At 71.0% G+C, this 24,708-nt stretch carries 20 protein-coding genes; 6 read left to right on the top strand and 14 right to left on the bottom strand.

The window, feature by feature from the left end:
• Nucleotides 1-270 carry a DUF167 domain-containing protein gene (locus ABD073_RS12125; protein WP_343874962.1) on the top strand — a complete coding sequence of 90 codons (270 nt, stop codon included), beginning with the start codon at nucleotides 1-3 and terminating at the stop codon, nucleotides 268-270.
• A gap of 42 nt (nucleotides 271-312) precedes the next feature.
• Here the strand turns inward: ABD073_RS12125 and ABD073_RS12120 are convergent, their stop codons facing one another.
• The 4 genes from ABD073_RS12120 to miaA form a co-directional block, all read right to left on the bottom strand.
• Nucleotides 313-2,250 (bottom strand): ATP-dependent DNA helicase, encoded by a 1,938-nt coding sequence (locus tag ABD073_RS12120; RefSeq protein WP_343875148.1) that lies wholly within the window; start codon nucleotides 2,248-2,250, stop codon nucleotides 313-315.
• Between the two features lie 99 nt (nucleotides 2,251-2,349).
• Nucleotides 2,350-3,744, bottom strand: coding sequence for a GTPase HflX (gene hflX, locus ABD073_RS12115; RefSeq protein ID WP_343875146.1), 1,395 nt, complete (start codon nucleotides 3,742-3,744; stop codon nucleotides 2,350-2,352).
• 148 nt (nucleotides 3,745-3,892) lie between these two features.
• Complete coding sequence (gene dapF / locus ABD073_RS12110) at nucleotides 3,893-4,726, bottom strand: diaminopimelate epimerase (RefSeq protein ID WP_343874960.1); 834 nt, start codon at nucleotides 4,724-4,726, stop codon at nucleotides 3,893-3,895.
• Nucleotides 4,727-4,791: 65 nt separating this feature from the next.
• The gene (miaA, locus tag ABD073_RS12105) at nucleotides 4,792-5,766 is read right to left on the bottom strand and encodes a tRNA (adenosine(37)-N6)-dimethylallyltransferase MiaA (RefSeq protein WP_386751523.1); all 975 of its coding nucleotides are present in this window, start codon (nucleotides 5,764-5,766) and stop codon (nucleotides 4,792-4,794) included.
• A gap of 121 nt (nucleotides 5,767-5,887) precedes the next feature.
• Between miaA and ABD073_RS12100 the strand changes: the two genes are divergently transcribed.
• The gene (locus ABD073_RS12100; protein WP_343874958.1) at nucleotides 5,888-6,100 is read left to right on the top strand and encodes an antitoxin; all 213 of its coding nucleotides are present in this window, start codon (nucleotides 5,888-5,890) and stop codon (nucleotides 6,098-6,100) included.
• 86 nt (nucleotides 6,101-6,186) lie between these two features.
• Here ABD073_RS12100 and miaB read toward each other — a convergent pair whose 3' ends face one another.
• Nucleotides 6,187-7,686 carry a tRNA (N6-isopentenyl adenosine(37)-C2)-methylthiotransferase MiaB gene (gene miaB / locus ABD073_RS12095; protein ID WP_343874956.1) on the bottom strand — a complete coding sequence of 500 codons (1,500 nt, stop codon included), beginning with the start codon at nucleotides 7,684-7,686 and terminating at the stop codon, nucleotides 6,187-6,189.
• Between the two features lie 67 nt (nucleotides 7,687-7,753).
• On the opposite strand from miaB, the gene ABD073_RS12090 reads away from it, so the two are divergent.
• Nucleotides 7,754-8,668, top strand: a complete 915-nt coding sequence (locus ABD073_RS12090) for an aldose 1-epimerase family protein (protein WP_343874955.1) — start codon at nucleotides 7,754-7,756, stop codon at nucleotides 8,666-8,668.
• A 22-nt stretch (nucleotides 8,669-8,690) separates the two neighbouring features.
• On the opposite strand, the gene rny is transcribed toward ABD073_RS12090, so the two are convergent.
• From rny to ABD073_RS12070, 4 genes are all read right to left on the bottom strand, one after another.
• Complete coding sequence (gene rny, locus ABD073_RS12085) at nucleotides 8,691-10,445, bottom strand: ribonuclease Y (RefSeq protein ID WP_343874954.1); 1,755 nt, start codon at nucleotides 10,443-10,445, stop codon at nucleotides 8,691-8,693.
• Between the two features lie 303 nt (nucleotides 10,446-10,748).
• Nucleotides 10,749-11,303, bottom strand: coding sequence for a regulatory protein RecX (locus ABD073_RS12080; protein ID WP_343874952.1), 555 nt, complete (start codon nucleotides 11,301-11,303; stop codon nucleotides 10,749-10,751).
• Between the two features lie 10 nt (nucleotides 11,304-11,313).
• A complete protein-coding gene (gene recA, locus ABD073_RS12075; RefSeq protein ID WP_343874950.1) occupies nucleotides 11,314-12,375 on the bottom strand; it encodes a recombinase RecA in 1,062 nt (353 codons plus the stop codon).
• 223 nt (nucleotides 12,376-12,598) lie between these two features.
• Nucleotides 12,599-12,793: a DUF3046 domain-containing protein gene (locus tag ABD073_RS12070; RefSeq protein WP_343874948.1), complete on the bottom strand. Its 195-nt coding sequence runs from the start codon at nucleotides 12,791-12,793 to the stop codon at nucleotides 12,599-12,601.
• Between the two features lie 76 nt (nucleotides 12,794-12,869).
• Between ABD073_RS12070 and ABD073_RS12065 the strand changes: the two genes are divergently transcribed.
• Both ABD073_RS12065 and ABD073_RS12060 read left to right on the top strand, forming a co-directional pair.
• Nucleotides 12,870-17,420 carry an ATP-dependent helicase gene (locus ABD073_RS12065; protein ID WP_425559932.1) on the top strand — a complete coding sequence of 1,517 codons (4,551 nt, stop codon included), beginning with the start codon at nucleotides 12,870-12,872 and terminating at the stop codon, nucleotides 17,418-17,420.
• An 89-nt stretch (nucleotides 17,421-17,509) separates the two neighbouring features.
• Entirely contained in the window at nucleotides 17,510-18,304 is a 795-nt protein-coding gene (locus tag ABD073_RS12060) for a DeoR/GlpR family DNA-binding transcription regulator (RefSeq protein ID WP_343875144.1), read from the top strand.
• 92 nt (nucleotides 18,305-18,396) lie between these two features.
• Here ABD073_RS12060 and ABD073_RS12055 read toward each other — a convergent pair whose 3' ends face one another.
• The 4 genes from ABD073_RS12055 to rimO all read right to left on the bottom strand — a co-directional run bounded on the left by ABD073_RS12055 (nucleotide 18,397) and on the right by rimO (nucleotide 21,471).
• Nucleotides 18,397-18,663, bottom strand: coding sequence for a helix-turn-helix domain-containing protein (locus tag ABD073_RS12055; protein ID WP_343874945.1), 267 nt, complete (start codon nucleotides 18,661-18,663; stop codon nucleotides 18,397-18,399).
• A gap of 132 nt (nucleotides 18,664-18,795) precedes the next feature.
• Complete coding sequence (locus tag ABD073_RS12050) at nucleotides 18,796-19,359, bottom strand: CinA family protein (RefSeq protein WP_343874943.1); 564 nt, start codon at nucleotides 19,357-19,359, stop codon at nucleotides 18,796-18,798.
• The gene (gene pgsA, locus ABD073_RS12045; protein WP_343874941.1) at nucleotides 19,356-19,964 is read right to left on the bottom strand and encodes a CDP-diacylglycerol--glycerol-3-phosphate 3-phosphatidyltransferase; all 609 of its coding nucleotides are present in this window, start codon (nucleotides 19,962-19,964) and stop codon (nucleotides 19,356-19,358) included. Before pgsA ends, ABD073_RS12050 begins: the two co-directional genes overlap by 4 nt.
• A gap of 43 nt (nucleotides 19,965-20,007) precedes the next feature.
• On the bottom strand, nucleotides 20,008-21,471 hold the full coding sequence (gene rimO, locus ABD073_RS12040) for a 30S ribosomal protein S12 methylthiotransferase RimO (RefSeq protein WP_343874938.1): 1,464 nt from the start codon (nucleotides 21,469-21,471) through the stop codon (nucleotides 20,008-20,010).
• Between the two features lie 127 nt (nucleotides 21,472-21,598).
• Here rimO and ABD073_RS12035 point away from each other — a divergent pair, with 127 nt between their 5' ends.
• A complete protein-coding gene (locus ABD073_RS12035; RefSeq protein ID WP_343874935.1) occupies nucleotides 21,599-22,015 on the top strand; it encodes a hypothetical protein in 417 nt (138 codons plus the stop codon).
• 34 nt (nucleotides 22,016-22,049) lie between these two features.
• Here the strand turns inward: ABD073_RS12035 and ABD073_RS12030 are convergent, their stop codons facing one another.
• Complete coding sequence (locus tag ABD073_RS12030; protein ID WP_343874932.1) at nucleotides 22,050-24,647, bottom strand: FtsK/SpoIIIE family DNA translocase; 2,598 nt, start codon at nucleotides 24,645-24,647, stop codon at nucleotides 22,050-22,052.
• Between the last annotated feature and the right edge of the window lie 61 nt (nucleotides 24,648-24,708).

Here is a 24,708-nt window from a genome sequence, read left to right as displayed (position 1 = left end):
GTGCGACGCCCGATCCGGGTCAAGCCCGGCGCCTCACGTACGCACGTCGGAGGCATGCACGACCCTCAGGGAGAGCCGGCCCTGGTGGTGCAGGTGAACGCCCCCGCGGTGGACGGCAGGGCCAACAAGGCCGTGCTGGCCGCGCTCGCCAAGGCGCTGGGCACCCGGCCCAACCGGCTGGAGATCGTCTCCGGCCAGACCTCGCGCACCAAGCTGGTGGAGTTCGACGACGAGCTCGCCCCCGCCTGGCAGGACCTGCTGCAGGGCTGAACCGACCTTCCTGCGCGGAGCGGACAGCGCCCGCCCGGCGGATCAGCCGCGACCCTCCTGCAGCCGTCGCAGCGCCTGCACCGCCACCTCACGGTCGCGCGTCATCCAGAAGTCGGGCATCGAGGCCCGCAGGAAGCCGCCGTAGCGAGCCGTGACCAGGCGCGGATCCAGCACCGCCACGACACCACGGTCGCTCACCCGTCGGATCAGCCGGCCCGCACCCTGGGCCAGCAGCAGACCGGCATGGGTGGCGGGCACGGCCATGAAGCCGTTGCCGCCGTTGTCCACCACGGCCTGCTGGCGGGCCTGCATCAGCGGGTCGTCGGGCCGTGGGAAGGGGATCTTGTCGATGACAACCAGCTCGCAGGTGTCGCCCGGCACGTCGATGCCCTGCCACAGCGAGACCGTGCCGAACAGGCAGACCTCCGGCTCGGCGACGAAACGCTTGGTCAGCTCCGAAAGCTGGGCATCGCCCTGGCACAGGATGGTCATCTTCGGCAGCTGCTTGCGCACGTGGGCGGCAGCCGTCTCCGCGGCCTTCTGCGAGGCGAACAGCCCCAGGGTGCGGCCGCCGGCCGCCCAGACCAGCTCGGCCACCTCCTCCAGCGCCTCCGGCGTGATCCCCTCACGGCGAGGGTTCGGCAGCGAGGTGGCGACGTAGAGGATGCCCTGACGGGGATAGTCGAAGGGGGTGCCGACATCCAGCCCGCGCCAGGCCAGCGGGTTGTCCGGGTCATGGCGCTCGTCGGCGAGCCGGTCGGCGCGCTTGAGGCCGATCTGGCCCGCCACCTGCTCGAAGTCGCCACCGATCTTGAGCGTGGCCGAGGTCATCACCGTGGTGGCCTGCCCCAGCACCCGCTCCCGCATCAGCCCGGCGACGCTCAGCGGCGCGACGTGGGCCTGACGGCCGAAGCGCTCGCGCTCGCTCACCCAGACCACGTCGTGCACCGACAGGTCGGCCATCCGCTCGGCGATGTCGAAGACCTCCTTGGCCGCGGCCGAGGCCTGGCTCTTCTCCGGGTCGACCTCTCCCTTGGCGCCCTTCTCCTTGGTCCCCAGTGCCGAGACCACGCGACGCGCCACGTCGCGCACCGACTCGAAGGCGGCGCTGGCGGCACCCGGCGTGGTGATCCGTTCCAGCTCGCTGTCGTCCAGGGCGGCGCGCAGCACATCGCCCTGCTCCAGGAATTCCAGGCCCAGGTCGTCGTCCAACCAGGGCAGCACCCGCTTGGCCACCCGCTCCACCAGCTGCGGGCTCAGCTCCGCGCTGGCGGCACCGGTGACCCGGCTGACCAGCTCGTGGGCCTCGTCGATGATGACCACCTCGTGCTCCGGGAGCGCGGTGTTGCCGTGCATGGCGTCGATCGCCAGCAGGGCATGGTTGGTGACCACCAGCTGCGCCGAGCGCGCCTTCTCCCGGGAGGCCTCCACGAAGCACTCCTGGCCGTAGGGGCAGCGCTGGGCGCCCAGGCACTCGCGCACCGGCATCGAGACCAGGTTCCAGGCCCGCGGGGAATGGGCCGGGGCGTCGTCGCGGTCGGCCAGCTCCTTGGCCTCCAGCTGCTCCTCCGCCCAGCTGCGCAGCATCAGCACCTCCGCGCCGAGCACCGACTCCACGTCGGCCTGCGAGTCCTTCAGGCTGGTGGCCAGCTCGGTGCCGCCCAGCAGGCTGTCCTGGCTGTCGGCCACCCCGTCGCGCGTCTTGAGCAGGCAGGCGTAGTTGGTGCGTCCCTTCAGCACGGCATGGCTGGGGCGACGCCCGGTGACCTTCTCCACCGCATCCAGGGCATTGGGGATGTCGGTGTGCGCCAGCTGCGCCTGCAGGGCGAGCGTGGCGGTGGCGATCACGACGCGCTGCTTGGTGCCCTGTACGTGCAGCAGGGCGGGCGCCAGGTAGCCCAGCGACTTGCCGGTGCCGGTGCCGGCCTGCACCAAGAGGTGCTCACCGGTGTCGATCGCCTGCTCGATGGCACGGCTCATCACCTGCTGTCCCTCGCGGGGCGTGCCGCCGATTCCCTCGACCGCCGCCTGGAGCACGTCTGCAGAGGTCACGTCGGTCTTCTCGGGCACCCCGACAGCCTACCCGCGCGCGGCCACCTCGAAGGGCTTCAGCTCGCCGGCCAGCTCGGGGTGCACCCGGGCCACCACGCGGGTGCCCTCGCCGGTGTGCTCCATGGTGAGGAACTGCCCGTTGCGGTGGATCTTGTCCACCAGGTCACCGCGCTCGTAGGGAATCAGCGCATCCACCTGCACCTCGGGGCTGGGCAGCCGGTTCTCCGCCAGGGCGCGCAGCTGCTCGATCCCCTCCCCGGTGCGGGCTGAGACGAAGACCGCCTCCGGGTAGGTGGTGCGCAGCACCTGCAGGCTGTCGGCATCGGCCCGGTCGATCTTGTTGATCACCAGCTGCTCGGGCACCTCACCGGCACCGATCTCGTTCAGCACCTGACGCACGGCCTGCACCTGGCCCACCGGGTCGGCGTCCGAGCCGTCCACCACGTGCAGCAGCAGGTCGGCCGCGGCCGCCTCCTCCAGGGTCGACTTGAAGGCCTCCACCAGGTCATGGGGCAGGTGGCGCACGAAGCCGACGGTGTCGGTGAGGGTGTAGACCCGGCCGTCCGGGGTGGCATGGCGACGGGTGGTGGGATCCAGCGTGGCGAACAGGGCGTCCTCCACCAGCACACCGGCATTGGTGATCCGGTTGAGCAGCGAGGACTTGCCGGCATTGGTGTAGCCGACGATCGCGATCGACGGGATCCGGTTGCGACGGCGGTCGGCGCGCTTGTTGGCGCGGGTGGCGTCCAGGTCACGCATCCGCTGGCGCAGGATGGCGATCCGGGTGTTGATCCGACGGCGGTCGGTCTCGATCTTGGTCTCGCCCGGGCCACGGCCGCCGATGCCGGCACCACCGGCCGCCCGGCCGCCGGCCTGGCGCGACAGGTTGCCGCCCCAGCCGCGCAGCCGCTGCTTCATGTACTGCAGCTGGGCCAGCTCCACCTGGGTCTTGCCCTCGGTGGACTTGGCGTGCTGGGCGAAGATGTCGAGAATCAGCGCGGTGCGGTCGATCACCTTGACCTTGACCCGGTCCTCCAGGTTGCGCAGCTGTGCGGGCTGCAGCTCACCGTCGCAGACCACGGTGTCGGCACCGGTGGCGACGACCACCTCGCGCAACTCGTCCACCTTGCCGCGGCCCACATAGGTGGCCGGGTCGGCGGACTTGCGGCGCTGGATCAGGCCCTCCAGGACCTGCGCACCGGCGGTCTCGGCCAGCAGTTTCAGCTCGGCCATGGCGTTCTCGGCATCGGCCTCGCTGCCCGAGGTCCAGACGCTGATCAGCACGACGCGCTCCAGCTGCAGGTCGCGGTACTCCACCTCGGAGATGTCGGCGACCTGGGTGGACATGCCGGCCACCCGCTTCAGCGAGAGGCGGTCGGCGAGGTCGAGCTGCAGGCCGTCGGCGTCGTAGGCGGCGGCCATCTCCTCGGGATCGGAGGCCTCCGGGTCGAGGTCGAGCTCCTCGTCATGGAGGTCGTCGAAGTCGTCAGGTGTGCGTGAAGTCATCGTCCGACCAGCTTGCCACCTGCTCCGCGCCCCCACCAGCCAATTAAGCCCCAGGCGCAGCGGCTCAGAGGTTGTCCGGGAGCATCGCCTCGCCGCGGGCCACCAGGACAGCCGGCCCGCACAGCGTCGCCTCGCCCTCGGCCAGGCCGACCCGCAGCGTCCCACCGGGCACGTCGACGCGCACCTCGCCGTCACCCAGGCCGGTCAGCCGGGCGTGGGCGGCTGCCGCCGCGACCGTGCCTGTGCCACAGCTCATCGTCTCGCCGGAGCCACGCTCGTGGACCCGCATCCGGATGTGGCGCTCGTCGAGCACCTCGACGAACTCCACATTGGCGCCCTGCGGATAGGCCTCGGCGGGCACCTCGGGGGCACGGGAGAGGTCAAGCTCGGCCAGGCTGACCTGCTCGTCGAGCACCACCACCGCATGCGGGTTGCCGACGTCCACCTGCGTGGCGGCCCACGATCCCTGGGTGGTCGAGACCGTCACCGGTCCCTGTGCCACGCCCACCCGTCCCATGCTGGTGCGGATCGTGCCGTCCAGCTGCGGCCAGATCCGGCGCACCCCGGCGCGGGTGGCGACGTCGAAGTGCTCCGCCACCTCCACCAGGTCGTTCTCCATCAGGTAGCGCGCGAAGACCCGCAGACCGTTGCCGCACATCTCGGCGATCGAGCCGTCGGCATTGCGGTAGTCCATGAACCACAGGTCCTTCGGGCCGTCCCAGTCCGGCATCTGGCCGGCCATCGTGACGCGCAGCAGGCCGTCCGCACCGATCCCGCCGCGGCGGTCGCACAGGAAGCGCACCTCGGCCGCGGTCACCGGCACCATGCCGTGGCGGTCCGCGATGATCACGAAGTCGTTGCGGGTGCCGTGGCCCTTGGTGAACGTCAAGCTCTTCATGGCGGCAACGCTACCGGCCCGGCAGGCTGTGGCGGGTCCGGGAGCAGCACCCCCGTCACCATCACTCAAGCAGGTAGCGCCTCAAGGACCTGGCGCGCCAGCTGCTCGGTGGTGGCCGGCGGGTCCGCGTCGAGCCAGGTCACCCGGGGGTCGCGCCGGAACCAGGCCAGCTGTTTGCGGGCGAAGCGGCGGGTGCCGCTCTTGGTGCGCTCACGCGCCTCCTGCTCGCTCAGGTCTCCGTCCAGGAAGGACAGCACCTGGCGATAGCCCAGCGCCCGGGAGGCGGTCAGCCCCTCGCGCAGCCCTTGGCCCTCCAGGCGGCGCACCTCCTCGACCAGACCCTCGGCGAACATCACGTCCACCCGCTCGTCGATGCGCCGGTCCATGGTGGTGCGCTCCAGCCGCAGGCCGAACTGGTGCACGTCGTCCAGGGCGTAGCTCCACTCCGGCAGCTGCGGGGTGAAGCCGCCGCTGAGCTCCAGCACCTCCAGGGCGCGCACGATGCGTCGCCCGTTGCCGGGCAGGATGCTGGCGGCCACCTGCGGGTCGCGGGCGGCCAGCTGGGCGTGCAGCGCCTTGGGCCCGACGGCTGCCAGCTCCTGCTCCCAGCGGGCGCGCACCTCGGGATCGGTGCCCGGGAAGGAGAAGTGGTCCACGATGGCGTGCACGTAGAGGGCCGAGCCGCCCACCAGCAGCGGCACCACGCCGGCCGCGCGCAGCTCGGCGACCACCTCACGGGCCCTGGCCTGGAAGTCGGCCACCGAGGCCGGTTCGGTGACCTCCGCAATGTCGACGAGGTGGTGGGGCACCAGAGCAAGCTCCTCGCGCGTCGGCTTGGCGGTGCCGATGTCCATGCCCCGGTAGACCAGCATGGAGTCGGCATTGACCACCTCAGCCGGCCGTCCCCGGTCCGCGAGCTGCAGGCAGACCTCGATCGCCAGGCTGGACTTGCCAGATGCGGTGGGGCCGTTCAGCACGACCAGCGGAGGAATCACCCCGCCATTGTGGCCGGGGGCCGTCCGGACGCGGAAATTCGCCATCGGCTGAAAGGCCGCACGATCGGACAAATGTCTACAGAAAGCCCGCCGTACACCCCCGCAGGGGTGCAGGATGGAGGCCATCCCCGGACACGGGGTGTCGTCGAACGAAAGGACCGGGCCTATGGGTCTGCTGGACAAGGCGAAGGAAGCCCTCAGCGGTGACGAGGGAAGCCTGATCGACAAGGCCAAGGACGCCGTGAACGCCAACCAGGACAAGGTTGATGCGGGAGTGGACAAGGCAGGCGACGCGTTCGACGCTCGCACCGGCGGCAAGTACGCCGACAAGGTCGACCAGGGCCAGGATGCGGTCAAGAACCGCACCGGCAACCTCTGAGCGAGGCTTCGACACACACGACATGCCGAGGGGCGGATGGTCATCCATCCGCCCCTCGGTGCGTGTCCGGCAGGAGTGCCTTTGCCTCAGCTGGCGGGCGCGCCGATGCCCGGCATCCCCAGGCTGACGCCCGTGGGTACCGGCGGGGCCTCGTGCACCGCCTGCCAGGCATCGCCACCGCGGGTCCGGCGCAGGCCGGTGATGCCGGCGTCGGCATTGAGGTGGTGCGGGGCGCCGTGGGTGATGACGGTGCGGGCGATGTCCCCGGGGCGGGGCCGCAGCTCGGGCTCGGTGGGGACGGTGACGTGCACCAGGCGGTTGTCGCGGGAACGGCCGGTCATGCGGTGGGTCTCGGCGTCCTTCTTGCCCTCCCCCGCGGCGAACATCACCTCGACCTCGGTGCCCTCCAGCTTCTGGTTCTCCTCCCAGGCGGTCTGGTTGACCAGCGCCAGCAGCCGCTCGTAGCGCTCCTGGACCACGGTCTTCGGCACCTGGTCGGCCATCTCGCCGGCCGGGGTGCCCGGACGGATCGAGTACTGGAAGGTGAAGGCGGCGCTGAACCGCGCTCGGCGCACCACCTCCATGGTGGCCTCGAAGTCCTCCTCGGTCTCGCCGGGGAAGCCGACGATGATGTCGGTGGTGATCGCGGCCTGCGGCATGGCCTGGCGGACCCGGTCCAGGATTCCCAGGAAGCGCTCGCTGCGGTAGCTGCGACGCATGGCGCGCAGCACCGTGTCCGAGCCGGACTGGAGCGGCATGTGCAGGCTGGGCATCACGTTGTGGGTGGTGGCCATCGCCTCGATCACGTCGTCGGTGAAGGAGGCCGGGTGGGGGCTGGTGAAGCGCACCCGCTCCAGCCCGTCGATCTCGCCGCAGGCGCGCAGCAGCTTGGCGAAGGCGCCCCGGTCGCCGAACTCGACGCCGTAGGTGTTCACGTTCTGGCCCAGCAGGGTGACCTCCTGGACCCCCTCGTCCACCAGCATCCGGATCTCGGCCAGGATGTCGCCGGGACGCCGGTCGGTCTCCTTGCCGCGCAGCTGCGGCACGATGCAGAAGGTGCAGGTGTTGTTGCAGCCCACGCTGATGCTCACCCAGGCCGAGTAGGGCGACTCGCGACGGGTGGGCAGGTTGGAGGGGAAGTTCTCCAGCGCCTCGACGATCTCCACCTGGCTGGCCTGCTCGACACGGGCCCGCTCCAGCAGCAGGGGCAGCTTGCCCACGTTGTGGGTGCCGAAGACCACGTCCACCCAGGGGGCACGTCGCACGATGACCTCGCGGTCCTTCTGGGCCATGCAGCCACCGACGGCGATCTGCATGCCGGGGCGGTTCCGCTTCACCGCGGCCATGTGTCCCAAGGTGCCGTAGAGCCGGTTGTCGGCATTCTCGCGGACCGCGCAGGTGTTGAAGACCACCACGTCGGCGCCGCCCTCCTCGGCGGCCTCGCGCTCATTGCGCACCAGGCCGGCGCCCTCCAGCAGGCCGGAGATGCGCTCGGAGTCGTGGACGTTCATCTGGCAGCCGTAGGTGATCACCTGGTAGCTGCGGGGCGCCTGGTCGGCGTCAGGGGTGCTGATGGTCTTCTGCATGGTGGGACAACTCTACGGTGGCCTCCGCCCCGCGACGGAATCGGCGCCGCTGGCTAGGCTGGCGGCCATGGCGCTCTCCCCCACCGGCATCCAGCACGTGCTGGTCCACGACGACCAGCTCGCCATCGTCACCGAGCTCGGCGCGACGCTGCGCAGCTACCGCAGCGCCGGGCACGACGTGGTGACACCTTTCGCGCAGGAGGCCTCGCCCTTCTCCAGCCAGGGACAGCAGCTGGCCCCGTGGCCGAACCGGATCCAGGACGGCCACTGGGTCTTCGACGGTGAGGACCACCAGTTGCCGCTGAGCGAGCCCGAGCGTCGCAATGCCATCCACGGGCTGGTGCGCTGGCTGCCGTGGCAGACGCTGGCCAAGACGGAGGACACCGTCACCCAGCGAGTGCTGCTGGCCCCGCAACCCGGTTGGCCGGTACCGCTGGAGATGGTCATCACCCACCGTCTGGCCGACGAGGGGCTGGTGGTCGAGGTGGGCGCCCGCAACCTGGGTGAGCGGCCGGTGCCCTATGGCTATGCCGCGCACCCCTACCTCACCTCCCCCGATGCGGGGGTGGCGGTGGACGACTGCAGCCTGGTGCTGCCCTTCGACGCCTGGCTGGAGTCCGACGAGCGACTGCTGCCGTTGGCCCTGCACCCGGTGGAGGACAGCGCGCTGGACCTGCGCAGCGCGGCACCCCTGGGCGGCCGCGAGCTCGACACCGCCTTCACCCACCCCAGCAGTGCGGGCGGCTGGCAGGCGGAGCTGCGCGGCACCGAGCACCGCACCCTGCTGTGGGCCGGAGCGGGCATGGACTGGGTGCAGGTCTACACCCCCGGCGACCGGGAATCGGTGGCCGTGGAACCGATGAGCATCGGCCCCGACGCCTTCAACCCGGGCCCCACCCACCACGATCTGACCGTTCTGGCGCCCGGCGCCGAGCACCGGTGCCGTTGGGGGCTGCGCCGCGAGGCGCTCACCCGGGGCTGAACCTGCTGGGCCATGTCCCGGGTCAGTGGGCGATCTCGGTGGCCCGGGACTCGCGCACCACGGTCACGCGGATCTGGCCGGGATAGGTGAGTTCGCTCTGGATCTCGTGGGCGATGTCGCGGGCCAGGGCGTGCGAGGCGATGTCGTCCATCTCCTCGGGGCTGACCATGACGCGCACCTCGCGACCGGCCTGCATGGCGAAGACCCGGTCCACGCCATCGTGCGAGGCGGCGATCTCCTCCAGCCGCTCCAGCCGGTGCACGTAGGCCTCCAGGGACTCACGGCGGGCGCCCGGGCGGGAACCGGAGATGGCATCGGCGGCCTGGGTGAGGATGGCCTCGACGGTGGTGGGCTCGACCTCGTTGTGGTGGGCCTCGATGGCGTGGACGATGTCGGGGCTCTCGCCGTGCTTGCGGGCCAGCTCGGCGCCGACCAGGGCATGGGAACCCTCGACCTCGTGGGTGAGGGCCTTGCCGATGTCGTGCAGGAAGGCCGCCCGGGTGCAGGCAGCCACGTCCAGGCCCAGCTCGGAGGCCATCATCCCGGCGAGGTGGGCGCACTCCACCAGGTGGCGCAGCACGTTCTGGCCGTAGCTGGTGCGATAGCGCAGGGAGCCGAGCACCGGCACAAGATCCGGGTCCAGGTCGCTGATCCCCACCTCGGCGAGCGCGTCCTCGGCCGCGCGCAGGCAGCGCTGCTCGATCCGGTCACGGGAGCGTTCGTAGACCTCCTCGATGCGTGCCGGATGGATCCGGCCATCCTCCACCAGCTCCTGCAGCGTGAGTCGGGCCACCTCGCGGCGCACCGGGTCGAAGCAGCTGAGCAGCACCGAGCCCGGGGTGTCGTCGATCATCACGTTGACGCCGGTCACCTGCTCGAAGTGGCGGATGTTGCGCCCCTCGCGGCCGATGATCCGGCCCTTCATCTCGTCGCTGGGCAGGTCCAGGGTGGAGACCACCGACTCCGAGGTCTGCTCGGCGGCCAGTCGCTGGATGGCGGTGACGATGATGCCGCGAGCGCGCTGCTCGGCCTCGCGGTGCGCCTTCTGCTCGATCTCACGGGACAGCGCGGTGGCCTCCAGCCGTGACTCGTGCTCGACGCGCGCCATCACCTCGGCGCGGGCCTGGCTCGGGTCCAGCGCGGCCACCCGCTGCAGCTCGGCCTCGAGGGCTACGAGCCTCTCCTGGTGCTCGACGCGCTGGCGTTCGCGCTCCGCCTCGTGCTCGACGCGCATGCGCTCACGCTCGGTCTCGAGCTCGGCCCGCAGCTTCTCGGCAGCGTCACGGATCTCCACCATCTGCGCGCTGCGGGTCTCCAGGGTTCTCCCCTCCGCCAGCAGGCGCTCCTCCCGCTCGGCCAGCCGCTGCTCGCGCCCCTCCAGGCTGGTGCGCAGGGCGCGCAGGTCCTGCCGCTCCCCCGCGGCAAACTCCTCGGTGGCGGCACGCGTCCGCTCCGTCTCGGCCAACTGGGCGGCCGCCTGCTCGGCGGCTCGGGCGGTCTCCGCCTGCAGTCGCTCCAGCTCCGCGGCGCGTCGCTGCTGCTCACCCGCCAGGCTCTCGAGCTCCTGCTCACGTGCCTGTAGCAGGCGTCGCACGCGTGCCTCGACCTCGGCGGGATCGGGCTCTGCCGCGACGATGGCAGCCGCCTCGACAGGCTTGGTCTGGGCGGCGGGTGCGGGTGCGACCTCGCGCAGGCGTCGCAGAACCAGCAGCAGCCCGCCGACCACGGCCAGCAGCAGTACGACGAGCACGAGCAGGGCGATCCAGGTCCAGGTCATCATTCCTCCTTGTGAGGTGGAAGGTGACTTCAGGGCGACGGCAGGGCCTGGCAGCGGTCGGCGGGCGGCATCGGACCGTCCGACCTGGGCGTCGCCAGGATGGGATATCTGCGCCAAGGCGCCGGGCGGGTCTGTGACGAGCCCGTTGACCATTCGTCGAGGTGAAGCTTCATTCCTTGCCAGAAGGCTATTGCTGGCGGGGTCACCAGGCAACACGCAGCAGCCGCCAGGCGCCGCCCTCGCCGTACACTCCCCCCACGTCGTGCGCTGCTGCTCGACGCCGGGTGTGCGACAGCCCGTGGTTCACCAGAAGCTGGCCTCGTCGGGGTCGCCCTGCATGACCTCACGCACCACCTCGGAGACCACTGCCGGCCCGTAACCCTTGCGGGCCAGGGCGCCGGCCATGCGTCGATAGGCCACCTCGCGCGGCAGCTGGTGCACCTGCCGCCATTTCTTGCGCGCCAGCTCGGTGGCCAGTTCCACCTCGGCCTGGTGGTCGATCGGTTCCAGTGTCTGGTCGATCACCTCACGGTCCACGCCCTTGGACTGCAGCTCGCGGCGCACCGCGTAGCCGGAGAGTTTGCGCGAGGTGCGTCGAGCGCGGGTCCACTGCTCGGCGAAGTGCGCGTCGTTGACCAGACCGAGCTCCTCGAAGCGGTCCAGCAGCTCGGTGCGCACCTCGTCGGGGACGTCCTTGGCCGCCAGCTTCTCGTCAAGCTCCTGGCGCGAGTGGTCACGCATCGTGAGGCGACGCAGCGCGATCTCGCGCGCCACCGCCATCGGGTCGGCGTCGGGACCGGCGGCCTGCGCAGGGGGCTCCTGCGCAGGCCGCCGTCGACGTCGCGGTCCGTCTGCCATCAGCGACGGATCAGAAGGCGATCTCGCCGGTCACCGGGTCGATGCCCTCGGGCACCTCCGCGGCCGGCTGCTCACCCTCACCACCCAGGCCCAGGGCCTGGCGGATCTTGGTCTCGATCTCGTCGGCGACCTCGGGATTGTCCTTGAGGAACTTACGGGCGTTCTCCTTGCCCTGGCCCAGCTGGTCACTGCCGTAGGTGAACCAGGCGCCGGCCTTGCGGATGATGCCGTGGTCCACGCCCATGTCGATCAGGCTGCCCTCGCGGCTGATGCCCTGTCCGTACAGGATGTCGAACTCGGCCTGCTTGAAGGGCGGGGCCACCTTGTTCTTGACCACCTTGACGCGGGTGCGGTTGCCGACCATGTCGGTGCCGTCCTTCAGCGTCTCGATGCGGCGGACGTCGAGACGGACCGAGGCGTAGAACTTCAGCGCCTTGCCACCGGTGGTGGTCTCGGGCGAGCCGAACATGACGCCGATCTTCTCGCGCAGCTGGTTGATGAAGATGGCCGTGGTGCCTGCCTGGCTCAGCGCACCGGTCATCTTGCGCAGCGCCTGGCTCATCAGGCGGGCCTGCAGACCGACGTGGCTGTCACCCATCTCGCCCTCGATCTCGGCACGCGGCGTCAGCGCGGCCACCGAGTCGATGACGATCAGCGACAGGGCACCGGAGCGCACCAGCATGTCGGCGATCTCCAGGGCCTGCTCGCCGTTGTCCGGCTGGCTGACCAGCAGGGCGTCGGTGTCGACACCCAGCTTGGCGGCGTAGTCGGGGTCCAGGGCGTGCTCCGCGTCGATGAAGGCGCAGATGCCTCCCTCACGCTGGGCGCTGGCGATGGCGTGCAGCGCCACCGTGGTCTTGCCGGAGGACTCCGGGCCGTAGATCTCGATGATGCGGCCGCGCGGCAGGCCGCCGATGCCGAGCGCGATGTCCAGCGCGACGGAGCCGGTGGGGATGAAGGCCATCGGCTGACGGGTCTCCTCCCCGAGCCGCATCACGGCGCCCTTGCCGTGGGACTTCTCGATCTGTGCGAGCGCCGCCTCGAGGGCCTTCGTACGATCTGCAACAGCCATGGTGGCTTTCCTTCCTTGACCGGTCTGACCGGTGAGATGTCTGTGGTCGAACCCAACGTCTGTGACTCTAGGAATCGCCTCTGACAATTTCTCGCCCCGCCGCAGGATCTGTGGAAAAGACGGGGTTGTGGACAACTGAGAGGCGCTCGCTCCACGGAGCACACTAGTAGAACAAATGTTCGAATGCCAGCTCCGGGGGCCCGCGTGTCGCGGTCCGTGCGGCTCAGCGACCGTGCTCGGGGACCTCGAGCTTCTCCGCCGCGGCCCGCCAGATCTCGCGGAAGTCCAGTCCCGCCGAGATCGCCTCCACCACCGTGCGCCCGCCCAGCCGGGCGAGCACCACCGAGTCGGCCCAGGCCTCCCGTCGTCCCGGGGGCAGGTGGGCTCCCAGGCGTCGCCACAGCTCGGTCTCGGTCACCTGGCAAGCCTAGCCGCTCGGTCAGCAGGAGCGTCGCAGCCCGCCTCGCGGGACAGTGTCGGTGGCAGGCGCCACAATGGCAGGCATGCACTCGGCACTCGACGGCTTCGGACCCGCCACCCGCGCCTGGTTCGACGACGTCTTCAGCGCACCCACCCCGGCCCAGCAGGCGGCCTGGCAGGCCATCGGCAGCGGCGACAACGCACTGGTGATCGCGCCCACGGGGTCGGGCAAGACGCTGGCCGCCTTCCTCCAGGCGCTGGACCGGATGGCCGCCCAGCCGGCCTCCGGCAAGGTCCGTACGCTCTACATCTCGCCGCTCAAGGCGCTCGCCGTCGACGTCGAGCGCAACCTGCGTGCCCCGCTGCGCGGTATCCAGCTGGCCGCCGAGCGGCTGGGGCTGCCCGCACCGCAGGTGCAGGTGGCGGTGCGATCGGGAGACACCCCTGCGGCCGCCCGGCGACGCCTGCTGAGCCACCCGCCGGACATCCTGATCACCACGCCGGAGTCCCTCTTCCTGATGCTCTCCAGTCAGGTGGCGGGCACGCTGGACAGCCTGGAGACGATCATCGTCGACGAGGTGCACGCCCTGGCCGGCAGCAAGCGCGGCGCGCATCTCGCGCTGAGCCTGGAGCGGCTGGACGCGCTCGGGGCCGGCGAACCCGCCCAGCGCATCGGGCTCTCGGCGACGGTGCGTCCACCCGAGCGGGTGGCAGCCTTCCTGGCAGGCGACCGGCCGGTGAGCATCGTCCAGCCTCCCTCCAGCAAGCACTGGCAGCTCGACGTCGAGGTTCCGCTGGAGGACATGACGGAGCTGGGCAACCCGCCCGGCGCGGATCTCGCGGATCCCGACAGCCCGCCGTCGAACTCGATCTGGCCCTTCCTGGAGCACCGCATCCTGGAGCTGGTGGACGCCCACCGTTCCACCATCTGCTTCGTCAACTCCCGACGCGTGGCCGAGCGACTCACCAGCCACCTCAACGACCTGCACGCGGCCCGCACCGACCCGGAACGGGCAGCGCCCACCGGCTACCAGCCGAGCGCCCAGATGATGGCCCAGTCGGGCTCCACCGCGGGCAACGACGGCAGTCGGGTGGAGGTGGTGGCCAGGGCCCACCACGGCTCGGTGAGCAAGGAGCGTCGCGCCCAGATCGAGTCCGACCTGAAGTCCGGGCAGCTGCCCTGCGTGGTGGCCACCAGCTCGCTCGAGCTGGGCATCGACATGGGCGCCGTGGACCTGGTCATCCAGGTGTCCTCGCCGCCCTCGGTGGCCAGCGGCCTGCAGCGGGTGGGGCGTGCGGGACACCAGGTGGGCGCCACCAGCGAGGGCGTGATCCTGCCCACGCACCGCTCGGACCTGCTGGAGGCCACCGTCGTGGCCCAGCGGATGCGTACCGGCGAGATCGAGCAGGTGCACCAGCTGTCCAATCCCCTGGACGTGCTGGCCCAGCAGCTGGTGAGCCTGTGCGTGGACAGCACCTGGCCGGTGGAGCAGGTCTGGGAACTGGTGCGGCGCGCCGACCCCTTCCGCCGGCTACCGCGCTCGGCCTTCGAGTCGGTGCTGGACATGCTCAGCGGTCGCTACCCGAGCGAGGACTTCGCCGAGCTGCGCCCCCGGCTGGTCTGGGACCGGGTGGCCGGCACCATCGGGGGCCGTCCGGGCGCACGGCGCCTGGTGTCCACCTCCGGCGGCACGATCCCCGACCGCGGCTTGTTCGGCGTCTTCCTGGTGGGCGAGGGCAATGCCTCTGGCAAGCACGAGGCGGGACGCCGGGTGGGTGAGCTGGACGAGGAGATGGTCTACGAGTCGCGGGTGGGCGATGTCTTCACCCTGGGCACGACGAGCTGGCGGATCGAGGAGATCACCGCCAACCAGGTGCTGGTCTCCCCCGCCCCCGGGCAGCCCGGACGGTTGCCCTTCTGGCGCGGCGACTCACCGGGCCGCCCGGCCGAGCTGGGCCGCGCGATCGGCGAGCTGACCGCCCGCCTGGCCCGTACCGAGCCGAGCACGTCGCAGCAGGAACTGGTGGACGCCGGGCTGGACGAGTACGCCCGCACCAACCTCGAGGCCTATCTCGCCGAGCAGCGGCAGGCCACCGGGAGTCTGCCGGATGATCGCACGATCGTGGTGGAGCGCTTCCGCGACGAGCTGGGCGACTGGCGGGTCTGCATCCACTCCAGCCTGGGCCAGGCCGTGCTGCAGCCCTGGGCCCTGGTGATCGAGGCGGCCGCCCGGGAGCGCTACGGCATCGAGGCGCAGGCGATCGCCTCGAACGACGGGATCCTGCTGCGGATCCCCGACGTGGAGGCCACGCCGCCGGGCGTCGACCTGCTGCTGGTGGACCCCGACGAGGTGGAGCAGCAGGTCACCGAGCAGGTCTTCGGCTCCGCCTTGTTCGCCTCCCGCTTCCGCGAGTGCGCGGCCCGTGCGCTGCTGCTGCCGCGTCGTGATCCCGGCCGTCGCTCCCCGCTGTGGCAGCAGCGGATGCGTTCCGCGCAGTTGCTGGCAGTGGCCAGCCAGTACCCGGACTTCCCGATCGTGCTGGAGACCATGCGCGAGTGTCTGGAGGACGTCTTCGACCTGCCCGCGCTCACCGAGCTGCTGCAGCGCATCGCCACGCGCCGGGTGGGCCTGGTGGAGGTGGAGACCCCGGAGCCCTCGCCCTTCGCCAAGAGCCTGCTCTTCGGCTACATCGGCGAGTTCATCTACGACGGTGACCAGCCACTGGCCGAGCGCAAGCTGGCGGCGCTCAGCCTGGACCCGGCCCTGCTGGCGGAGCTGCTGGGACGAGAGGGTGCCGAACAGGTGCTCGACGAGCAGGTGATGGCCGAGCTGGCTGACGAGCTGCAGCACCTGGGCGAGCGGCGCGCCCGCGGTAGCGAGCAGCTCTGGGACATGCTGCGCACCATCGGCCCGCTGGACGACCAGGAGCTGGCCGAGCGGTGCACCGAACCGCCCGCCGAGTGGCTGGAGGCCCTGTCGGGAGCCGGGCGGATCGCGCGGTGCCGGATCGCGGGACGCGAGATGTGGGCGGTGGCCGACGACTTCGCGCTGCTGCGCGACGCCCTGGGCGTCCCGGTGCCCGCCGGCCTGGCCGTGCCCTCCGCGGCCCTGGAGACCCACGAGGCGCTGCGGCGGCTGGTGCAGCGCTGGACCGCCTGCCATGTCCTGGTGGAGGCCCATGACCTGGCCGACCGCTACGGCGTGGGTGGGCACGAGGTGCTCGGGCTGCTGCGCGAGTTGCAGGCCGAGGGCAGTCTGGTGGTGCTCGAGGAGGACGGTGACCGGCCGCGATGGATCCGATCGCAGGTGCTCACGATTGCCAAGCGCCGCACCTTGGCGGCGCTGCGCGCCGGGGTGGAGGCGGTGGACCAGGCCAGTTTCGCGGTCTTCCTGGCGCAGTGGCAGGAGGTCGACGAGCCGGGGCATGGGATCGAGGCCCTGGCCGGCGCCGTCGAGGCCCTGGCCGGATTCCCCGTCCCGGCCTCCATGCTGGAGACGCTGGTGCTCCCGGCCCGGGTCGCGGACTACACCCCCGCGATGCTCGATGAACTGCTGATGGCCGGCGAGGTGGTCTGGACCGGGCACGGCGCCATCGGGCGCCATGACGGCTGGGTCCAGCTGTGGCCGGCCGACCTGGTGCTCGCCGGAGCGGACGGCGCGGGGTCCGCCGCCGGCGACGGCCCCATGGAACTGGACGAGACGGCGCGCTTCGTGCTGGAGCGGTTGCGCGAAGGCGGCGCCTGGCGGGTCCAGGACCTGGCCGACGAGCAGCACTCCAGCTCGGCGGTCAGCGATGCGGTCTGGCAGCTGGTCTGGGCCGGCCTGGTGACCGGTGACTCCTTCGCCGCCCTGCGCGCCATCTCCGGCAAGGGCTCGTTGAAGCACCGCACGCCGGTGCGGCCCAGCCGGCGACGGACCCTGCGCCAGGTGCGGCTGCCCCAGCAACAGGCCACGGGCGGGCGATGGAGCCTGGTGGGCCCCACCCACCCGGATGCCCACGAACGGGCACTGGCCGCCGCCGGACTCCAGCTCGGGCGTTACGGCGTGCTCACTCGCGGCAGCGTGATGACCGAGGTGCTGGGTCAGAACTTCAGCCAGGCCTACCGGGTACTGATGGCCCTGGAGGAGACGGGCGTCGCCCGTCGGGGCTACTTCGTCGAGGGTCTGGGGGCCGCCCAGTTCGCGCTGCCCGGCGCTGTGGATCGGCTGCGGGAGGCCGCCGCAGCTCCCAGGCCCCGGCTGCTGGCCGCCTGCGATCCTGCGAACCCGTACGGCGCGGCGCTGCCCTGGCCGGAGTCGGAGGGCCACCGCCCCAGCCGCAAGGCCGGCGCCCTCGTCGTGCTGGACGCCGGACGCCCGGTGCTCTTCCTGGAACGCGGCGTGCACACCCTGGTCACCTTCGGCCAGCCGGAGGCAGCGCTGTCGGCGGCGCTGCAGACGCTGGCCGAGTCGGTCCGGGCGGGCCGGATGAACACGGTGACCATCGAGAAGGTGAACGGGGTGCCGGTGCTTCAGGAACGCGCGCTGGGGGCACTGCTGGAGAAGGCCGGCTTCGCGATGACACCCCAGGGCTACCGGCTGCGCGGGGATGCGCGATCCGCGAGCACTATGATCAGCGAATGATGAGCGTTTGCTCATCATTCGTCGCAGATCCAGTAGTGAAGGACGGCCTCGTGTCCATCGACGGACCCTCCGGCAAGCGTTCGGAGCGCATGGTGGCCATCCTGGCCGCCCTCTCGGAGCACGGCCACCTGCAACTGCAGCAGCTGGCGACCATGCTGGAGGCCTCCCCTGCCACCATCCGGCGCGACGTGGCCGCGCTGGCGGAGCGTGGCCTGCTGGTGCGCAGCCATGGCGGGGCACGGCCGGTGGCCCAGTCCAGCGAGCTGCCGGTGGCCCTGCGCGACGGCCACCAGCGCGCCGCGAAGCAGGCGATCGCCTCGGTGGTCGCCGGTCTGCTGCCCGCCGGCAAGCATGCGATCGCCCTGACCGGGGGGACCACCACGGCCGAGGTGCTGCGGGCGCTGCACCACCGCCATGACCTCACCATCATCACCAATTCCGTGGGCCTGGCCCTGGAGGCCGCCCAGCAGGGCCAGTCGCGGGTACTGATCACTGGCGGCATCCTGCGCTCCACCTCGCTGGAGCTGGTGGGCAGCCTGGCCGAGGCCACCTTCGGCCAGATCAACGTGGGCACCGCCATCGTGGGCTGCGACGGGATCAGCAGCCGCGGTGGCGTCACCACCCACGACGAGATCGAGGCCCACACCAACCACACCATGGTGGCTCGCGCGCAACGGGTGGTGGCGGTGGCGGACGGCTCGAAGGTGGGCCGCGTGACGCTGGCCCGGCTGGCCGACCTGGACCAGGTGGACGTCCTGGTCACCGACAGCAGCGCCGATGCCGAGCAGCTCGATCTGATCCGGGCTCGCGGGGTGGATGTCAGGGTGGTCCCGGCCACCGCCCCGTCGGTGCACGCGGAGCACACCGCGCCCACCGGCCACTAGCAGGTGGCCCGGCTGGGCCCCCGGAACAGAACGAACCCCGGACCAGATGGTCCGGGGTTCGCGGTTGTGCTTGCGCCACAGCGCGGGTGCGGTCAGGCCGCAACATCCATGCGGGTGCTCTCCGCGACGGCGAGCTTGTTGCTCACCGTCATGAGGATGACCGAGAGCGGAACCTCGAGGGCCTGGCAGATCGAAGCCAAGAGCTCACTGGAGGCCTCCTTCTGTCCGCGCTCGACCTCGGAGAGGTAACCCAGGCTGACCCGTGCCGCCATCGAGACCTCACGGAGGGTCCTTCCCTGGGCGAAGCGCTGCTCGCGCAGCGTCTCGCCGATCAGTTCACGAACCAGAACAGGCTTCATGCTTGTGCCTCCAGTTTCTGTCTGGCCCCACCAACGACGGTGGGGTTGCTTGGGTACAACGAACAACAATGAGGCATAAATTCCGCCATCACCCCACCCGTTCAGCCATTGCACAGCTTCAACCGAAGTTTCCTACTTTAGGGTGGACCGACCGGTGTCCGTTCGGACAGAACCTGCGGTCGACCGTCCAGATCGTGGGCCTGCCAGCAGCTCCTCACGCGCGCGTCGAATTCCTTCCAGGACAGTGATCCTGCGAATGCACTGCCGGTCGCCGTCGAGCTGCAGCAAGTGGTCAGACGCCCCCCATGGTCCAGCCACCGAGAGCCACACGGTGCCCACCTGGGCTCCGTCCTGCGGGTCGGGACCGGCCACCCCGGTGCAGGCGATCGCGAGGTCGCAGCCCAGCACCCGTCGGGCGCCCTGGGCCATGGTGCGCGCGGTGTGGGCGGTGATCACGCCGTGCTCGGCCACGTGCTCCGGCTCCAGGCCCACCAAGGAGCACTTCAGGTCGCTGGCATAGGTGACCAGGCCACCCCGGAAGCTGCGCGAGGCGCCGGGGACGTCGGTGATGGTGGCGGCCAGCAGCCCACCGGTCAACGACTCGCAGCAGCCCAGCGTCAGACCTTCGCGCGCCAGGGCCGCCAGCAGGTCGGCCGCGGCACTGCGCAGCTCCTCGTCACCATCGTCCTCGGTCACGGTCGTCCCGGGTGCCCCTCGGCGGCCCAGCGCGCCAGCGCTTCGCGACGCAGCTTGGCGGCCTCGCGCAGGTAGTCCAGACCGGTGACGACGGTGAGAAGGAAGGCGGCGGCCATCAGGGCCCAGGCCAGCCACTGCACCGGCTGGGGCAGCTGCGGCAGCCAGAGCAGGTAGAGGACCAGGGCCAGGGCCTGCACGAAGGTCTTGGCCTTGCCACCACGGTTGGCGGCCATCACGCCGTACTTCATGATCGCCCAGCGCAGGATGGTGATGCCCCACTCGCGTACCAGGATGATGATGGTCACCCACCACTGCAGCTCGCCCAGCATGCTCAGCCCGATGAAGGCCATGCCGGTCAGCGCCTTGTCCGCGATGGGATCCCAGAGCTTGCCGAAATTGGTGACCAGGTTGTACTTGCGGGCGATCTTGCCGTCGACGAAGTCGGTGGCGATCGCGAAGCAGAAGACGGCGGTGGTGGCCACGCGCCAGTCCATCTCGTGCGGATGGCTCAGCAGCATCCAGGCGAAGACGGGCACCAGGAGCATCCGGATGCCGGTGAGGACGTTCGGAACATTCCACTGGCTGGGTGCCTTGGCGGCGTCCATGTCGCTCCTTCGGTAGCGGGGTCGGTCCAGCCTAACGTGCCGCTCAGCGGCGGTGGTGGACCCGCGCGACCAGGTCGACGCCCTCGCTCAGCACGGCCTCCGCGCTGACCAGGCTGCCGACCTGCAGTCCGTCCACGTCGCCCACCAGGGTGGTGACCCCGTCCACCTCCGGGCCCTGGTGCCGGGCGCGGCCCACCACCTCGCCGTCCTCCAGGCTCTCCACCAGCACCTCCAGCTGCTCCCCCACGCGCTCCTCGGCACGCTGGTCCATCACCTCGGCGGCGAGGTCCGCGAGCGCCTGGCGTCGCGCCTCGACCTGTTCCGGATCGACCTGGTCGGGCAGCGTGGCGGCCTCGGTCCCCTCCTCCGCGGAGTAGCCGAAGACACCGAGCACGTCGAGACGGGCCTCGGCCACGAAGTCGCTGAGCAGCTGTACGTCGGCCTCGGTCTCCCCGGGGAAGCCGGCGATCACGTTGGAACGGATGCCGGCCTGCGGCGCGCGGCTGCGGACCTGCTCCAGCAGGGCCAGGAAACTGTCCGGGTCGCCGAAGCGGCGCATCCGGCGCAGCACCGCCGGGGCGGCGTGCTGGAAGCTGATGTCGAAATAGGGCACGACCTTCTCGGTGGAGGTCATGGCGGCGACAAGGTCCGGGCGCAGCTCGGCCGGCTGCAGGTAGCTCACCCGGATCCAGTCCAGGCCGTCGACCGCGGACAGCTCGCCCAGCAGCTTCTCCAGGCTGCGCAGGTCGCCCAGATCCTTGCCGTAGCTGGAGGTGTTCTCGCTGACCAGGAAGACCTCCTTGACGCCCTGATCCACCAGCCAGCGGGCCTCGGCCAGCACCTCCTGAGGGCTGCGCGAGAGGTATGAACCGCGGAAGGCGGGGATGGCGCAGAAGGCGCAGCGACGGTCGCAGCCGGAGGCCAGCTTGAGCGGTGCGCTGGGGCTGGTGCCCAGCCGGCGACGCAGCACCCGCGGCCCGCTGGCCGGGGCCAGGCCGTCCGGCAGCTCGGCCGCGGCGCCGTGGGCGTGGCCGGGGATCGCCACACCGGCGGCGGCCTCGCGTCGGGCCACCGGGGTGAGCGGCAGCAGGGTGCGGCGGTCCCGCGGGACGTGGGCATCCAGCCGCTCGCCGTGCAGGATCCGGTTCAGCTTGTCGGCCACGTCGGCATAGTCGTCGAAGCCCAGCACGGCGTCGGCCTCGGGCATGGAGCTGGCCAGCTCGTTGCCGTAGCGCTCGGCCATGCAGCCCACCGCGACGACCGCCTTGGCGCTGCCCTCCTGCTTGAGGTCGGCGGCGGCCAGCAGGGTGTCCACCGAGTCCTTCTTGGCCTGCTCCACGAAGCCACAGGTGTTGACCATGACCGCCTCCGCCTGCTCCGGGTCGTCGACCAGGCGGAAGCCGCCGGCCTCGAGCCGGGCGGCCAGCTCCTCGGAGTCGACCTCGTTGCGCGCGCAGCCGAGCGTGACGAGGTGGACGGTGGTCAAGGGGGTGCTGGTCTCAGTCATGGTCCCCCCAGTATCCCAGCCGCCGCCACCGCCGGGCGCCATCCACAGGCCAGGGGCTCCCGAGGAATTGTCCACAGGCCCGCGACCCGCCCTTGATCGCGGGCCGCAAGCGGCCTTTGATGCCGCCATGGACAACAACGAACCGATCTATCTGGACGACCCCGACCTGCTCGCCGCCGTCGTGGACCGCACCCTTCCCGTGTCCGACCGCACGGCCGGGAGCCTGTTGCTGCTGCTCTGCGACCAGGACTGTCGCCTGCTGCTGCCGATGCTGGTGGACGACGTGCCGCTGGGCTGCGGCCGGCAGGAGCAGGAGGGCACCGCCGACCGGCTGGCCTGGATCACGGCCCAGTCCGTCCCCGGCGGGGCGGTGGCCCTGGCCGTGGGGCGCCCCGGGCAGCCGGTGCCCACGCTGTGGGAGCGGGACTGGCGCCGCGCCCTGGCGCTGGCCACCCGACGCCACGGCCTGCGCGACCTGGGCTGCCTGTTGGCCACCGAGCAGGGCGTGAGGCGGCTGGACGACGACGAGGCCGCGGCTGCCTGAACGGCAACCGCGGCCTCGCGGACAGCAGGAGGGATCAGCTGGCGGCCAGGTTGACCAGCACCTCTTCCAGCTCGTCGGGCTTGACCAGCACCTCGCGGGGCTTGGAGCCCTCCGAGGGGCCCACCACGCCACGGGTCTCCAGGATGTCCATCAGGCGTCCGGCCTTGGCGAAGCCAACGCGCAGCTTGCGCTGCAGCATCGAGGTGGAGCCCAGCTGCAGCTCCACCACCAACCGGGCGGCATCCAGCACCAGCTCGAGGTCGTCACCGATGTCCTCGGCCACCTTCTTCTCGGCATTGGCCGGGGCGGCGACGTCCTCGCGGTACTGCGGCGAGAGCTGCTCGGTGACGTGGTGCACCACCTCGCGCACCTCGGCTTCCCCCACCCAGGAGCCCTGGACGCGGATCGGCTTGGAGGCACCCATCGGCAGGAAGAGTCCGTCGCCCTGGCCCACCAGCTTCTCGGCGCCGGGCTGGTCCAGGATGGTGCGCGAGTCGGTCATCGAGCTGGTCGAGAAGGCCAGTCGCGAGGGCACGTTCGCCTTGATCAGGCCGGTCACCACGTCCACCGACGGGCGCTGGGTGGCCAGCACCAGGTGGATACCGGCCGCACGGGCCAGCTGGGTGATGCGCACGATCGAGCTCTCGACGTCGCGCGGGGCCACCATCATCAGGTCGGCGAGCTCGTCGACCACCACCAGCAGGTAGGGATAGGGCTGCAGCACCCGCTCGCTGCCCTCGGGCAGCTGCACCTGGCCGGCGCGCACCGCCTTGTTGAAGTCGTCGACATGGCGGAAGCCGTTGGCGGCCAGGTCGTCGTAGCGCATGTCCATCTCGCGCACCACCCACTCGAGGGCCTCGGCGGCCTTCTTGGGGCTGGTGATGATGGGCGTGACCAGGTGCGGGATGCCCTCGTACTGGTTGAGCTCCACGCGCTTGGGGTCCACCAGCAGCATGCGCACCTCGTCCGGGGTGGCGCGCATCATGATCGAGGTGATCAGGGAGTTGATGAACGAGCTCTTGCCGGAGCCGGTGGCGCCGGCCACCAGCAGGTGCGGCATCTTGGCCATGTTGGCGATCACGAAACCGCCCTCGACGTCCTTGCCCAGGCCCACCACCATCGGGTGGTGGTCGTTGCGCGCCTTGTTCGAGCGCAGCACGTCGCCCAGCGAGACCACCTCCTTGTCGAGGTTGGGGATCTCGATGCCGATGGCGGACTTGCCCGGGATCGGCGACAGGATGCGCACGTCGGGCGAGGCCACCGCATAGGCGATGTTCTTGCTCAGCGCGGTGACCTTCTCCACCTTCACGGCATTGCCGAGCTCCACCTCGTAGCGGGTGACGGTCGGGCCGCGGGTGTAGCCGGTGACCTGGGCGTCGATCTCGAACTGGTCCAGCACCGCGGACAGCCGGCCCACGATCTGGTCGCTGGCCTCGGAGCGCGCCTTGGGCACCGAGCCGGGCTTGAGCAGGCCGGCATCGGGCAGCGTGTACTGCACGTCGCCGGACAGCTGCAGCTGCTCGACGCGCTGCGGGATCGGGGTGTGGTTCGGGGGCTCCAGGGTGGTGCCCACCTGGATGGAGTCCGGGTCCACGTCCGCCATGGCCGCCTTCTCGGGCGGCAGGCCTGCCGTGACCGGACGGGGCTGTCCCTCGTCCTGTGCCTGGGCGTCGTCGCCCTGCTGGTCGAAGGGCTCCTCGGCCTGGGGACGCGACTGCTTGCGACGACCCTTGGGGGCCTCCAGCTCCTTGGGCTCGAAGGCGTCGACATCGAAGACCTCGGTCTCCGGCTCGTCGGGCGCCAGCTCGCCCTTCACCAGCGGGCTGTCGTAGGCCTGGTCGACGCCGTAGCGGATCGCGGGACGCGGACGCGCGGCGCGACGGGCGGCGGCCTCGTCGCGGGCATCGTTGACCCGGTCGACCATCTCGTAGAGCGGGATGCCGATGATCACCACGATGCCGAAGAGCATCAGCAGCACCAGCAGCGGCACGGCCACCCAGGTGGTGAGCAGCTCGGCCAGCAGGCTGGAGGAGATGTAGCCCAGGATGCCGCCTGCCTTGCGCAGCTCCAGCGGCTGGCTGGGGCGCGGCAGGCCGTGGACGATGTTGAGCAGGCCCAGCAGGCCGAACAGGAAGCAGGACCAGCCCACCACCTGGCGTCCGGCGACACCGTTGCGCTCCGGGTGGCGCAGGGTGCGCCAGGCCATCAGGAAGCAGAGCAGCGGCACCGCGGCCGACAGCCCGCCGAAGATGGTGGAGACACCCACGCCGATGGCATTGCCCACCGGGCCGCCCATCAGGAACCAGAAGCGCGAGGCCACCAGGATGCCGAAGGCGATCAGCGCCAGACCGGCGCCGTCGCGACGCAGCTCCGGGTCGATGTCCCGGGCACCCGAGCCCAGGCTGCGGGCGGTGTCACCCACGGCATGGGAGGTTCCGCGCCACAGCGCCACGATCCCGCGCCACAACGGGTTCGGGCGCGGCGGAGGGGCGTTGCGGCTGGCTCGGGAGCTGCCGGAACGAGCTGGTGTCTTGGTCTTGCTTCCGGACGACCGCGAACTCGACGACGCACCACGGCCGGAGCCGGAGGCGTTGCTGCGGGACCGCGGTGGGGAAGACGCGCGGGTCGCCATGCTCCACAGGGTAATCCATGGCCCCGTCCGCGCCGAAGCCTCCACGCCGCCCCTGGCTGAA

The sequence above is a fragment of the Luteococcus peritonei genome (genome assembly GCF_039526385.1).
GTDB classification, from domain to species: Bacteria; Actinomycetota; Actinomycetes; order Propionibacteriales; family Propionibacteriaceae; genus Luteococcus; species Luteococcus peritonei.
This window is presented reverse-complemented; position numbering and strand designations above follow the sequence as displayed.

What these genes read in the sequence shown, in the direction of transcription:
- ABD073_RS12120 (WP_343875148.1), bottom strand. Translation starts at nt 2,250, where the DNA reads ATGAGCCGTGCCATCGAGCAGGCGATCGACACCGGTGAGCACCTCTTG.
- ABD073_RS12060 (WP_343875144.1), top strand. Translation starts at nt 17,510, where the DNA reads ATGGTGGCCATCCTGGCCGCCCTCTCGGAGCACGGCCACCTGCAACTG.
- ABD073_RS12030 (WP_343874932.1), bottom strand. Translation starts at nt 24,647, where the DNA reads ATGGCGACCCGCGCGTCTTCCCCACCGCGGTCCCGCAGCAACGCCTCC.
- rimO (WP_343874938.1), bottom strand. Translation starts at nt 21,471, where the DNA reads ATGACTGAGACCAGCACCCCCTTGACCACCGTCCACCTCGTCACGCTC.
- ABD073_RS12090 (WP_343874955.1), top strand. Translation starts at nt 7,754, where the DNA reads ATGGCGCTCTCCCCCACCGGCATCCAGCACGTGCTGGTCCACGACGAC.
- hflX (WP_343875146.1), bottom strand. Translation starts at nt 3,744, where the DNA reads ATGGCCGCCGCCTACGACGCCGACGGCCTGCAGCTCGACCTCGCCGAC.
- pgsA (WP_343874941.1), bottom strand. Translation starts at nt 19,964, where the DNA reads ATGGACGCCGCCAAGGCACCCAGCCAGTGGAATGTTCCGAACGTCCTC.
- ABD073_RS12080 (WP_343874952.1), bottom strand. Translation starts at nt 11,303, where the DNA reads ATGGCAGACGGACCGCGACGTCGACGGCGGCCTGCGCAGGAGCCCCCT.
- miaA (WP_386751523.1), bottom strand. Translation starts at nt 5,766, where the DNA reads ATGGCGAATTTCCGCGTCCGGACGGCCCCCGGCCACAATGGCGGGGTG.
- miaB (WP_343874956.1), bottom strand. Translation starts at nt 7,686, where the DNA reads ATGCAGAAGACCATCAGCACCCCTGACGCCGACCAGGCGCCCCGCAGC.
- ABD073_RS12100 (WP_343874958.1), top strand. Translation starts at nt 5,888, where the DNA reads ATGGGTCTGCTGGACAAGGCGAAGGAAGCCCTCAGCGGTGACGAGGGA.
- ABD073_RS12035 (WP_343874935.1), top strand. Translation starts at nt 21,599, where the DNA reads ATGGACAACAACGAACCGATCTATCTGGACGACCCCGACCTGCTCGCC.
- ABD073_RS12055 (WP_343874945.1), bottom strand. Translation starts at nt 18,663, where the DNA reads ATGAAGCCTGTTCTGGTTCGTGAACTGATCGGCGAGACGCTGCGCGAG.
- rny (WP_343874954.1), bottom strand. Translation starts at nt 10,445, where the DNA reads ATGACCTGGACCTGGATCGCCCTGCTCGTGCTCGTCGTACTGCTGCTG.
- recA (WP_343874950.1), bottom strand. Translation starts at nt 12,375, where the DNA reads ATGGCTGTTGCAGATCGTACGAAGGCCCTCGAGGCGGCGCTCGCACAG.
- dapF (WP_343874960.1), bottom strand. Translation starts at nt 4,726, where the DNA reads ATGAAGAGCTTGACGTTCACCAAGGGCCACGGCACCCGCAACGACTTC.
- ABD073_RS12065 (WP_425559932.1), top strand. Translation starts at nt 12,870, where the DNA reads ATGGCAGGCATGCACTCGGCACTCGACGGCTTCGGACCCGCCACCCGC.